This window comes from Pseudundibacterium arcticum, from assembly GCF_042646465.1.
Classification (GTDB): domain Bacteria; phylum Pseudomonadota; class Gammaproteobacteria; order Burkholderiales; family Burkholderiaceae_D; genus Undibacterium_A; species Undibacterium_A arcticum.
Window position 1 is genome coordinate 34,551 of record NZ_JBHRTP010000111.1, and the last position, 11,139, is coordinate 45,689.

Annotated in this window: 13 protein-coding genes and 1 tRNA gene; 6 read left to right on the plus strand and 8 right to left on the minus strand. The window is 60.4% G+C overall.

The genetic code is table 11. The features are described 5' to 3' along the window. From ACFOFO_RS26095 to ACFOFO_RS26110, 4 genes are all read left to right on the plus strand, one after another. A partial coding sequence (locus ACFOFO_RS26095) for a YdcF family protein (RefSeq protein WP_390333479.1) occupies positions 1-562 on the plus strand: 562 nt, incomplete at its 5' end. Between the two features lie 220 nt (positions 563-782). Then, positions 783-1,391, plus strand: a complete 609-nt coding sequence (locus tag ACFOFO_RS26100) for an energy transducer TonB (protein ID WP_390333481.1) — start codon at positions 783-785, stop codon at positions 1,389-1,391. 316 nt (positions 1,392-1,707) lie between these two features. Then, positions 1,708-3,789 carry a M13 family metallopeptidase gene (locus ACFOFO_RS26105; protein WP_390333484.1) on the plus strand — a complete coding sequence of 694 codons (2,082 nt, stop codon included), beginning with the start codon at positions 1,708-1,710 and terminating at the stop codon, positions 3,787-3,789. 388 nt (positions 3,790-4,177) lie between these two features. Further along, positions 4,178-4,855 (plus strand): YiaD family glycine zipper/OmpA-like lipoprotein, encoded by a 678-nt coding sequence (locus ACFOFO_RS26110; RefSeq protein ID WP_390321318.1) that lies wholly within the window; start codon positions 4,178-4,180, stop codon positions 4,853-4,855. A gap of 121 nt (positions 4,856-4,976) precedes the next feature. Here ACFOFO_RS26110 and ACFOFO_RS26115 read toward each other — a convergent pair whose 3' ends face one another. Next, positions 4,977-5,843, minus strand: a complete 867-nt coding sequence (locus ACFOFO_RS26115; protein ID WP_390321315.1) for a c-type cytochrome — start codon at positions 5,841-5,843, stop codon at positions 4,977-4,979. A 200-nt stretch (positions 5,844-6,043) separates the two neighbouring features. Between ACFOFO_RS26115 and ACFOFO_RS26120 the strand changes: the two genes are divergently transcribed. Further along, a tRNA-Arg gene (locus ACFOFO_RS26120) sits at positions 6,044-6,119 on the plus strand. A gap of 129 nt (positions 6,120-6,248) precedes the next feature. On the opposite strand, the gene ACFOFO_RS26125 is transcribed toward ACFOFO_RS26120, so the two are convergent. The 6 genes from ACFOFO_RS26125 to ACFOFO_RS26150 form a co-directional block, all read right to left on the minus strand. After that, positions 6,249-6,521 carry a hypothetical protein gene (locus tag ACFOFO_RS26125; protein WP_390333486.1) on the minus strand — a complete coding sequence of 91 codons (273 nt, stop codon included), beginning with the start codon at positions 6,519-6,521 and terminating at the stop codon, positions 6,249-6,251. Between the two features lie 169 nt (positions 6,522-6,690). Then, entirely contained in the window at positions 6,691-6,993 is a 303-nt protein-coding gene (locus ACFOFO_RS26130) for a hypothetical protein (RefSeq protein ID WP_390321310.1), read from the minus strand. 316 nt (positions 6,994-7,309) lie between these two features. Further along, positions 7,310-7,738, minus strand: a complete 429-nt coding sequence (locus ACFOFO_RS26135) for a response regulator (protein ID WP_390321308.1) — start codon at positions 7,736-7,738, stop codon at positions 7,310-7,312. Between the two features lie 74 nt (positions 7,739-7,812). Further along, positions 7,813-8,445, minus strand: a complete 633-nt coding sequence (locus ACFOFO_RS26140) for a response regulator (protein WP_390321305.1) — start codon at positions 8,443-8,445, stop codon at positions 7,813-7,815. Between the two features lie 151 nt (positions 8,446-8,596). Further along, positions 8,597-8,908 carry a BON domain-containing protein gene (locus ACFOFO_RS26145; protein ID WP_390333487.1) on the minus strand — a complete coding sequence of 104 codons (312 nt, stop codon included), beginning with the start codon at positions 8,906-8,908 and terminating at the stop codon, positions 8,597-8,599. Between the two features lie 208 nt (positions 8,909-9,116). Further along, on the minus strand, positions 9,117-10,538 hold the full coding sequence (locus ACFOFO_RS26150; protein ID WP_390333489.1) for a PAS domain-containing sensor histidine kinase: 1,422 nt from the start codon (positions 10,536-10,538) through the stop codon (positions 9,117-9,119). Positions 10,539-10,735: 197 nt separating this feature from the next. Between ACFOFO_RS26150 and ACFOFO_RS26155 the strand changes: the two genes are divergently transcribed. After that, entirely contained in the window at positions 10,736-10,873 is a 138-nt protein-coding gene (locus ACFOFO_RS26155) for a lmo0937 family membrane protein (protein ID WP_390321301.1), read from the plus strand. Between the two features lie 16 nt (positions 10,874-10,889). Here ACFOFO_RS26155 and ACFOFO_RS26160 read toward each other — a convergent pair. Next, positions 10,890-11,139, minus strand: a 250-nt coding sequence (locus ACFOFO_RS26160; RefSeq protein ID WP_390333491.1) for a hypothetical protein, incomplete at its 5' end; no start/stop codon positions are given.

An 11,139-nucleotide genomic window follows, 5' to 3' on the forward strand; every position in this document is an offset into this window, starting at 1 on the left:
GATCGTGGTGCTGAGCGGCGGCCGGCTCAGCGCGGCGCCCGAATACGGTGGCCGCGACATCCCGAATTACTGGACCCTGGCGCGGCTGCAATACGCGGCGCAGCTGCAACGTGCGACCGGACTGCCGCTGTTGGTGTCGGGCGGCACGCCGGAGGAGGGCGGCGCAGAATCGGAGGCGGCACTGATGGCGCGTGCGTTGCGCGACGATTTTGCGGTACCGGTGCGCTGGCTCGAGCAGCAATCGGACAACACGGCGCAGAACGCGCAGTTGTCGGCGCGGCTGCTGCGGGCCGATGGCGTGCGCCGTATCCTGCTGGTGACCGACGCGCTGCATATGCCGCGGGCGCAGGCGGTGTTTGAACACTACGGGCTGCAGGTGGTGGCGGCGCCGACGATTTTCTTCAGCCGCGAGCGGCTGACGCCGGTCGATTTTGTGCCGCAGGGCGAAGGCTTGCGCCGCAGCCACTATGCGGCGCATGAATGGCTGGGGATGGCGTGGTACCGGTTGCGATACCGTGCAGTCGATGCGCGGGCGGCAGATGCATCGGCGCTGGACCGATGATGGCGCGATTGATCGCGTATCGACCGGGAGCGATGCCGAGGAGCCTGCCGGACTTACGGAATCGAAGCGAAAAAATAGCTGAACGAGGACAGATTTTGCCGGATTTGCAGCGTCAATAGCGAGCTATTGACCAAAAAGCCGGTGAAATATGGACCGTTCAGGTAATTTTGCAGCCGATTCTCCGGGGGCGCCGAGCCGTAAGTCCGGCAGGCTCCTTTGCATGACGATTCGTCAATTTTTTGTAGCCATGCAGCAACAATTTGTAACGGCGATTGGCGCCCGGCGTGCGCGCTCCTATGATCATCAATTCCGCCAGCCCAACCTTACGGTGACAACGATGAAAACCCGGATTTCCCTCGCAATCATGACAGCCGGCGCGCTGCTCGCCGGCTGTGCCGGCACGCCAGCCGACAGCGGCCGCGCCAGCACCGGCGCCAGCAGTGGCGCGCGCCCCCCCGCCAGCGCGGATTCCAGTTCCAGTGCCTTCCGGTTCGAGTCGTACAAGGCCGAGCTGGCGAAGCATATCTCGGATAGCAATGCGAACAAGGTCTATCCCGGCCGCCCTCAGGCGCTGCTGCGCTCGGTGATCGTGCTGAAATATTTCGTCGATGCCGACGGCCGGCTGGTGCATACCGACGTCGTGCGCAGCAACCACGACCGCGCCGCCGAATCGACCGCGCTGGCCAGCCTGAAGAGCGCAGCGCCATTTCCCAAGCCACGCTCCCATTTGCTGCACCACGGCAAGGTAGAAATTTCCGAGACTTGGCTGTTTAATGATGACGGACGGTTTCAGTTGCGCAGCGTGGCGCAGCCGCAAATCAACGAGTGAACTTGCATTGCGCCGGATACCGCCGCCACGCAGTATCCGGCAATAAAAATACTGGAGACAGTATTTTTATTGCCCATTGAAATCCGTGCGGCTGACGCCTTGTTTTGAGCAATACTCCCTCTCTCTCCACGCAGCATAAGGCCGGGCAAGCTGGCCCGCAAGTGCTGGCAGGCGATCCTATGGCGGATCCGTTCGGGCGCCATTTTGCTGCGTTGCGCCATGGTTTTTTGGCAACGATATGCTACAGTCGCGCGGTGACTTATCAGTCACATCTCACGCATTGCCGTCCACAACAGAAACTCAAAAGGATCCCTCTGTGAATCGTCACCTGATTAGTGCGCTCGCCCTCGGCCTCATCGCCGGCGTCGCGACCGCGGCAGAACCGCTGAAAACCGATATGCCCAAGACTGCAATTGCGGCGTCGACCGTGGCTTCGGCCCTCGCCTCCGGCATTGACGTGCAGACCATCGACCAGTCGGTGCGCCCGCAGGACGATTTCTTCCGCTACCTGAACGGCAAATGGCTGGATGCGACCGAGATTCCGGCTGACAAGTCGTCATGGGGTTCGTTCTACAAGCTGGCCGACGATACCCAGCCGCAGTTGCGCGCAATCATCGAAGCGGCGGCGCAAAACCCGAACAACGCGGCCAGCTCCGAAGCGCAGAAAATCGGCGACTTCTACGCCAGCTTCATGGATGAAAAGACGGTCGACGAACTCGGCCTGACGCCGCTCGATCATGAGCTGGCCAAGATCCGCGCCCTGAAAGACAAGAAAGAGCTGCCGTCCCTGATCGCGCATCTGCAGCAGATCGGCGTCGGCGCACCCTATGATTTCGGCGTGCATCAGGATGCCAGGGATTCGACCAAGTACGTGGTCGATTTCGCCCAGAGCGGCCTCGGCATGCCGGATCGCGACTACTACCTGAAACTGGATGACGCCAAACTGGCCGATGCGCGCGCCAAGTACCTGGTCCACGTCGAAAAAATGCTGACGCTGGCCGGCGACCAGAACGCCGCCGCCAATGCCAGGCAGATCGTGGCGCTGGAGACTGAACTGGCCAAGGTGCAATGGACCAAGGTCGAGAACCGCGATCCGGTCAAGACCTACAACAAGCTCGATTTCGCCAAGCTCAATGCGCTCACGCCCGGCTACAACTGGAAGTCCTATCTGAGCGCCAGCGGTATCGACGGCAAGGTCAACTACGTGATCGTCAGCCAGCCGAGTTATTTCACCGGTTTCAACAAGGTACTGAAAAACACCTCGCTGGCGACCTGGAAAGCGTATTTCGAATGGCACCTGGTCAGCGCGTATGCGGCGGCGCTGTCGAAACCGTTCGTCGACCAGAATTTCGCGTTCTACAGCACCGCGCTGCGCGGCGTGCCGGAGAACCGCCCGCGCTGGAAGCGCGGCGTCGGCCTGGTGCAAGGCTCGCTCGGCGAAGTGGTTGGCAAGCTGTATGTCGAGAAGCACTTCCCGGCAGAGCGCAAGGCGCGCATGGAAGCGCTGGTGCAAAATCTGCTGGCCGCGTATCGCCAGAGCATCGACACGCTCGACTGGATGAGCCCGCAGACCAAGCAGGAAGCGCAGACCAAGCTGGCCAAGTTCACGCCGAAGATCGGATATCCGAACAAATGGCGTGATTATTCATCGCTGCAAATCGTCAAGGGCGACCTGGTCGGCAACATGATGCGCGCGACCCAGTTCGCCAATCAGTACGAGATCAACAAGCTCGGCAAGCCGATCGATCGCGCCGAGTGGGGCATGACACCGCAAACCGTGAACGCTTACTACAACCCGGAGCTGAACGAGATCGTGTTCCCGGCCGCGATCCTGCAGCCGCCATTCTTCGACGCCAAGGCGGACGATGCCGTCAACTACGGCGCGATCGGCGCGGTGATCGGTCACGAGATCAGCCACGGCTTCGACGATCAGGGTGCCCAGTACGACGGCGACGGCAACCTGCGCGACTGGTGGAGCAAGGACGACCATAAGAACTTCGCCGCCAGGACCAAGATGCTGGTCGAGCAATACAACGCCTTCAGCCCGCTGCCGGGTTACCACGTCAACGGTGCGCTGACGCTGGGCGAGAATATTGCCGACAACTCCGGTCTTGCGATCGCGTACAAGGCCTATAAATTGTCGCTCGGCGGCAAGGATGCCCCTGTGATCGATGGCTTGACCGGCGAGCAGCGCTTCTACATGGGCTTTGCGCAGGTATGGCGCTCGAAGACACGCGACCAGCAAGTGATCGTCGGCATCAAGAGCGACCCGCACTCGCCGGACCAGTTCCGCACCATGGGTACGCTGGCCAACCAGCCAGGCTTCTACAGCGCCTTCGATGTCAAGGAAGGCGACAAGATGTATCGCGCACCGAACCAGCGCGTGATCATTTGGTAAGCGGCGATGGGGGCCGCGATGGTACCGAGTTGCTGCGCGCTCGCGATGAAGTGACACGGCTGGCTGTCGCGCTCGATGTCAGAATCGATGTCAATTGAAACTAGGGGCCAGTCATTGGCCCCTTTTTTGTCGGCGCGCCGAGCGGCCGCAGGGACGGCAGTTGCCGCTGGCGGTCCAGGCATACTGGCCCGGCCAGCCGGACCCGCGGCAAAAAGGGATTGAAAAACTTGTTATGCTGCGCCGGGCAACTGCGCAGTCCGCAACAGATTGAATCTTGCTCTGAAAAATAATGTGCGTTTTGCAAGAATTGCCAGAACTAAACTGTCTTCAGTGAGTCAGAAGTGATCATTCTGATATCCCCGTCAATCGAATAACAAGGAGGTTTTCCATGCGTAATGCAATCATTGCTTCAAGCGTCGCCACGATTCTCGCCATCAGCGGTTGCGCCGACATGTCCGAGACCCAGCGCGGCACCGCGACCGGCGCCGGCATCGGTGCCGCGGCCGGCGCCCTGCTCGGCGCGGTCACCGGTGGTGGCGGCGGCGAGCGCGCGGCGACCGGTGCGGCGCTGGGCGGCATCGCCGGCGCGGTCGCCGGTAACGTCTGGTCGAGCCGGATGGAAAAGCAGAAGCAGGCCATGCAGCAGGCGACCCAAGGTACCGGCGTGCAGGTCAGCCAGACCGCGGATAACCGGCTCAAGCTGGAAATCCCGAGCGATATTTCGTTCGATACCAGCCGCGCTGACATCACGCCGAACTTCCGCCCGGTCCTCGATCGCTTCGCCAGCAGCCTGAACGAGAATCCGGATACCGTGGTGACCATCGTCGGCCACACCGACAGTACCGGCTCCGATGCGATCAACAATCCACTGTCTTACCACCGCGCCGCCAACACGCGTGATTATCTGGTCGGCCGCGGTGTCGCAGCGCGCCGCTTCAATGTCGCTGGCCGTGGCGAACACGAACCATTGGTCGCCAACGACAACGACGCCAACCGCGCCAGGAATCGCCGCGTCGAAATCTTTGTCGCACAGCAGCAGGCCACCGCGCAAGGGACACTGCGCTGATTGGCGATACAGGCCGGATCAGTGCCGCCCTGTTTGGGGTGTGCGGTCGCTGATCATGGTTTCAGGCAATAAAAAAGCCGGTCATCGACCGGCTTTTTTATTGGAACAGAACAGACAGCGCTTATTTTGCAGCGGCAGCCATGTAATCCGCCGCGGCCTTGACTTCATCATCGCTGGCCGAGGCGCCGCCCTTGGCGGGCATCATGCCTGCCTTGCCCTGAAAGCCCTTGATCGCGTGGTCATGCAGCACGGCCGCGCCCTGCTTGATACGATCGGCCCAGGCTGCCTTGTCGCCAAATTTTGGCGCACCCGCCACGCCAGTAGCGTGGCAAGCCTGGCAGGTTGCTTCGTAGACCTTCTTGCCGACATCGGCCGATACCTGCGCCGGCGCCGCGGCAGCTGGTGCGGCTGCTGGAGCAGATGCCGCGGTGCTGGCCGCCGCCGGGGCTTCTGCCGCAGCAGCAACGGGTGCTGCCGCCACTTTCACTTCCGGCTCCTTGAACTTGGCGCCGGCCTTGTTGGCCATAAACACCACCGCGCGCGCCACTTCGATATTATCCAGATCGGGATTGCCGCCTTTGGCCGGCATCGCGCGCAAGCCTTCGATCGCGTGCTTGACCAGGGTGTCATAACCTTGGGCGATTCGGGCCGACCAGGCGCCGGCATCGCCGAGCTTCGGTGCACCGGCGGCGCCACTGGCGTGGCAGGCCGCACAAGTGCTGCTGTATACCGCTTCGGCCGCCTGCAACTGCTTCGGCGCATTGACGTCTTTCAGCGTAAAGCCTTCATCGGCGACCGGATGGATACGCGCGGTGATCGATTCGTTGGTCTGCGCCTCGGAACCGGCGCCGACTTTTTCGCCGCTGGCGACGTACTGCGCCAGCAGAATGATGATGATGATCGGGACTAAAAAGCCGGCAGCCACGGCAACAATCAGTTGCTTAGGCGTCTTGATGCCGGATCCGTGCTCGTTGTGTGCGTCGCTCATGAATTTCCTTAGTACATTTTTCGAAACCTGCGGCCGTTGCGTGCGCCGAGCACGAGCTCTCGGCATATTGCAGCGCAAACCCTCGCCAAACCCTTGATTATAGTCGCAAAGGTTCCCTTTTGGTATCGAAAATCGCTGCTTTCCATGGACGGCAAACCAGAAAAACGGTATGCTGCACACCTCTTCACGTTTCTCCCCGTGCGGCTGTAGCTCAATGGATAGAGTACTGGCCTCCGAAGCCAGGGGTTGTGGGTTCGATCCCCGCCAGCCGCACCAATTAAGTCAGCAAAATCAAAGAGTTCGTTCGGACGACCCCGTCGGGGGCCACTTTTGTGGCGAAAACGTCGCGCGCTTGACCGCAGCCCCCCAGCGACTTGGCAACTTTATGGTTCCGAGGGCCGCAGTTTATGGTTCTACGCACACCTCGACCAATAGACGATACGCTTCCTCAACCGGCACATTGAGCCGGTATTGCGTTCCCAGCAGTTGCGCGAAATGCGCCACGTTATCGGGCGCAAATTCCAGATGGCGACGGTAGGCTTCCAATTCGTATTTCAAGCGGTGTTTTCTGCTGAACAAATAGAGTACCCAGAACAGGCCGAAACTGCGTCGCCATTGCCTGACATGCACCAGCTCGTGCTCGAGCAAGCCGATGTCGCCTCGGCATCGGGGGCGCATCAGGATTGCCGGTCCGATTGTCAGCGCGTCAAAGCGTGCCGGAACCAGACGGTTAGTGTAGAAGACCAGAGCCACGATGCAGCCGACCAAATTGGCGGGATTGCGGCGTAACGGTAATCACGGCCGCTGCCGCCGCCGCGATTTAGCGTCATAGATGGACGCGGCGCGTTCAAAGCATATTCTGCAGGTCGGCATGGCTGGCGGCTTCCAGCAATTGGGCGGCCAGTGCCCGTGCCGGATGGGCCGACAGCTCGCGGCATTGTTCGCCGGTCCAGACGCGGACCACGGCCGGCGCTTCGATGGCCGGCAGCTGGCTGTCGGTCAGCCGCACGAACCGCAGGCTGCCGCGGTTGCGAACATCGACGGTCTGGCCGAAGCGGGTGGCCACCGACGAGCGGCCGCGCTCGGCGCCGGTCTGGCCGTACGGGGCGGTCGATACCGCAGTCTGAGGCGAGGAAGTGTCAGATTTCATCGGATGGGCTCCTTGGGAAATGTACTGTATGTTCGTACAGTATATTCGCAGAGGGAATGGCGTCAACCAGTATTTTCAAGCCGCACGCGGGCGGTGTGGCGTGCGCCCCACGGACGCGACCGGAGCGCTTATTTGGTCAGTGCATCGCGCTGCGCAGGCGCGCTGCAGTCACGTCAGGAGGCGATCCGGACTGGTGCGACCCATGGCTTTCCAGAATACTCATGGCATGGGTGCGTGTCTGCGCTCATAAATTAAGGGGTTCATGTAGATACTGGCCTCGCAATGCGAAGACGCTGCCGCGGCCAGGCAAGGGAAGTCAACGCAGGCTGGCCCCGCTGCCGAACTGCTCCAGCAAGCAGTGCAGTTGCAGGAAATCGGAACTCTTGTCGAAAAAGTAGCGCACGCCGTATTGTTCACTGATGCGGCGATAGGCGTTGCCGACGTGATTGCTGAAGATGATTTTCAGCTTGTCGGCCAGCTTGTCGTCTTCGCTCAGTTTGCGTAACAGGTGGATGCCGTTGCCCTGGCTTAGCTGGATGTCGAGTATCAAGATATCCCATGCCTGCCGCCGTAGCTGCTGCAGCGCGTCGTTCTCGGTATCGGCAAATCCGGTCAATGCCAGGCCGGGTATCTGTGCCAGATCCTCGGCCAGCAGCGCACGCACGTCGGCCGAATCTTCGACCAGAAATACGCGTAGCGGTGGCGTCACTGTTTGTCGGGCCCGGCTATTGTTGGAGTGGTTCATCGCATCTGCTTCGTGCATCTGGCCCGTGGATCGCGAATGCGTGAATGGTGGCCGCCGCGGCGTCGATCGGGCCTTCAGTCGATTATGTTTTGCTTGATCGCGTAATAGATCAGCTCGGCGTTGCCGCTCATATTCATTTTTTGCAACACCCGACTGCGATAGGTACTGACGGTCTTGACACTCAGGCACAGGGCTTCGGCTATCCGGGTCACCGCTTCGCCCTGACTCAGCCGGTAAAAAATATCGTATTCACGCGCAGACAGGGTTTCGTGCAAGGGCTTGTCGACTTCTGCCACCGGCTCCTGGGTCAGCAACTCGGCGACGGCGTGGCTGATGTATTTATGACCGCACAATACGGTCTGGATCGCCTCGACCAGTTCAGTCGCCAGCGCTTCCTTTTGCAGGTAGCCGCTGGCACCGCTGCGCAGAATTTGCACCGCATACCGCTGTTCCGGATGCATGCTCAGGATCAGCACCGGTAATGCGGGCTTCTCGCGTTTGATCTGCTTCAGCACCTCGACCCCATTCTTGTCCGGCATCGAAATATCGAGCAGCACGATGTCCCAGTCCTGAGCCCGGATGAGCCGGATCGCGTCCTGCGCGCTAGCGGCTTCACCGCCGATCTGCCACTCCGGTCGCTGGGCGATGAATTGCTGCACCCCGGCGCGCACCACTGCGTGGTCATCGACTACCAGAATTTTTGCCATCGAGACTCCACCGTTTCGAATGTTGTTCGCTTGGAACGTCATCGGACTGCGTAAACTCGTCAATAGTAATCGGGAACCGGGGAACCTCCAGCCGGCGGTCGCGGCGCGCGCCTGCATCGTCCACAACTCAGGCGCGCTACCGCGTTGGTCCTTACTTCATTCGTATATCGTTCTTCACCGAGGTGACGCCTTTGACCTCGCGCGCCACTTGCGCTGCCTTCTCACTGTCAGCCTTGGAGCTGACGAAGCCGCTCAACTGGACCACCCCCTTGAAGGTTTCGACATTGATTTCAGCCGATTTTAGTCCCGGTTCGTTGAAGATCGCGGCCTTTACCTTGGTCGTAATTGCCGTATCGTCGAGGTATTCACCGGTACCTTCGTGCTTGGCGGTCGACGCGCAACCTGCCAGCGCCGTCAAAAATACCGCGAAAAACAGCGTGATTATTTGCCTGGATAATTTCATGACATTCTCCTGTTAATGTTCGGATCGGATTGGTACCCAAGGCGCGATGGCTGGTCCATCGCAGAGGGACGCGACGCCAATGTTGCCGTGTGCAACATTGGCGTACTGAAAACATGCTAGCACCGGCAAAAATGTGGTCCTATAGGACGGCGCCTGATTGCTCTGTAGGACAAGGCGAAGGGGGGCGCCCCCCTCAATCGACCGCCACCTATGGGCCGGGCGGCGTCAACGGCAGCGCGATCGTGACCGTGGTGCCGCGCTGCTGATTGGCGACGATCGCCACCTTGCCGCCCAGGAACTCGGCGCGTTCATATAGACCGCGCAGCCCGTAAGTGCTGGTATTGTCACGCCGTTCCGGGGCGATGCCAATGCCGTCGTCACGTACCGTCAGCGCGACCCGGTCTTCATCGACGTCGAGAATCAGGTCGACCCGCCTCGCTTGTGCGTGTTTGGCGACATTGCTGAGAGTCTCCTGCAACATCCGGTACAGCACGATTTCTAATTTTGGGTCAAGTGTCAACTCTTCATCGGGCAAACTGGCGCGGCACACAATGTTGCTGCGTTTTTCGAATTCTTCGGCCAGCTCATTGATCGCCGCCTTCAGCCCGAACAGGTCGAGCATATTCGGCCTGAGATCAGTCTGGATGCGGCGCGTGGTGGTTACCACCGATTTCAGCAAACCGTGGATTCTGGCCTTGCGTTCATGCCACAGCGGGTCGTCCGGGAATAGTTTGTAGGCACTTTCCAGATGCATGCTAAGTGCCGTCAGCGCGGCGCCCATGTCGTCGTGCAGTTCGCGCGCGATGGCCCGCTTTTCTTCCTCGCGCACCGTCTCCAGATGATTGGTCAGCTTGCGCAAGGCAGTAGTGCGCTGCACGATCGTGGCCTCCAGTTGCGCCTCGCGCTGCTTCAGCGAATCCTCGGTCAGCTTGCGCTGCGTGATATCGGTACTGATGCCGATCACACCCATTACCTGGCCATGACGGTCGAACCATGGCGCCTTGGTCGACGCATAGGTGCGCACGCCATGCGGCAAATGCAGCGTCTGTTCCAGCGTGACGGCCTGGCCGCTGTGCATGATGCGCTGATCGTCCCGATCGATCAGGTCGGCCTCGCCTTGGTCAGTGAACAGTTCGCGGCTGCAGCGATGCATCGCCTGCTCGCGCGTCTTGCCGACCAGTCGCAGCATGGCCGGGTTGGCAAAGATCAGCAAGCCTTGCCGGTTCGTGACGAAGATCGGGTCGCTGGTGTTGTCGCTGACCGCGATCAGCAGACCAGTCGCTTCGGCCAAGTCTGCTGCGCGTTGCAGATGGGCCCGGTACTTCTGGTTGATTTTGCCGGCGACGCGCCAGAACACGAATAAAAAGATCGCGATACCTGCCAGCGACAGCATCGACGACATCCGGGCGTAGTCGTACCAATCCAGCCGCGCGCCAGTGTGGGCCAGCCAGCCGAACGCTATCACCGCTACCGTCAGCGCCGCCGCCAGCCAGCTGCATGCGCGCACCAGCGGCGCATACCACAAGGCCCTGCCACGCATCAGTGCGCGTGCCGGCACCGCTTCCTCGTTCGCAAGGCCGGTGTTTTTTTCTGCCGTATCAGCGGCCGAGCGTTGCGATACACCTTCCATCGGCGGCCCCCTGTTGGACTAGCATCTGCCAGCAATTCTAATTCCTAATGGACTTTGCTGTAACGCGCGGTTCATCCCGTCCTACAAGGCGATGAGGCGGTGTCCGATGGCGAGACGCAACCGTTGCTGCTAGCGTGATTCAGTTCGACCAAGGAGTGTGCAGCGCCGCACACCTCGCTTAACTGGAGGATTGCATCATGCTCTATACCATTGCAGTTGTCTTGCTCATATTGTGGGTGCTTGGACTGGTCACTTCTTACACGATTGGCGGGTTCATCCATATTTTGTTGGTGGTCGCGATTGTGATGGTGTTGGTCCGCCTCATAGGACGATGAAATGACCTAGCCAGTCTTATCCGCCGTACCAACCCGCCTGTTTCAAGTGCGGCATCACGCCGCTGCCTACGGTCGCGCGACATATCGGTGAAGTCTTTTCGATAATCGCTTGCCAATCTTCCGCAACCTTTGATATAGTTCGGCTCCCGTTGAGCAGGGGCGGAAACAGCGCCCGGTGCAGGCGGCCGGCGCAGCGATGCGCGGCCTGGAAAAGCAAGACGGAAGCAGGGTGGCACGGCAGAAAAATAAAGCAGTGCAGCAAGAAA

Excerpts from the sequence above, each read along its gene's own strand:
- ACFOFO_RS26100 (WP_390333481.1), top strand. The coding sequence starts at position 783 with ATGACGATTCGTCAATTTTTTGTAGCCATGCAGCAACAATTTGTAACG.
- ACFOFO_RS26110 (WP_390321318.1), top strand. The coding sequence starts at position 4,178 with ATGCGTAATGCAATCATTGCTTCAAGCGTCGCCACGATTCTCGCCATC.
- ACFOFO_RS26115 (WP_390321315.1), bottom strand. The coding sequence starts at position 5,843 with ATGAGCGACGCACACAACGAGCACGGATCCGGCATCAAGACGCCTAAG.
- ACFOFO_RS26125 (WP_390333486.1), bottom strand. The coding sequence starts at position 6,521 with ATGCGCCCCCGATGCCGAGGCGACATCGGCTTGCTCGAGCACGAGCTG.
- ACFOFO_RS26130 (WP_390321310.1), bottom strand. The coding sequence starts at position 6,993 with ATGAAATCTGACACTTCCTCGCCTCAGACTGCGGTATCGACCGCCCCG.
- ACFOFO_RS26135 (WP_390321308.1), bottom strand. The coding sequence starts at position 7,738 with ATGAACCACTCCAACAATAGCCGGGCCCGACAAACAGTGACGCCACCG.
- ACFOFO_RS26140 (WP_390321305.1), bottom strand. The coding sequence starts at position 8,445 with ATGGCAAAAATTCTGGTAGTCGATGACCACGCAGTGGTGCGCGCCGGG.
- ACFOFO_RS26145 (WP_390333487.1), bottom strand. The coding sequence starts at position 8,908 with ATGAAATTATCCAGGCAAATAATCACGCTGTTTTTCGCGGTATTTTTG.
- ACFOFO_RS26150 (WP_390333489.1), bottom strand. The coding sequence starts at position 10,538 with ATGGAAGGTGTATCGCAACGCTCGGCCGCTGATACGGCAGAAAAAAAC.
- ACFOFO_RS26155 (WP_390321301.1), top strand. The coding sequence starts at position 10,736 with ATGCTCTATACCATTGCAGTTGTCTTGCTCATATTGTGGGTGCTTGGA.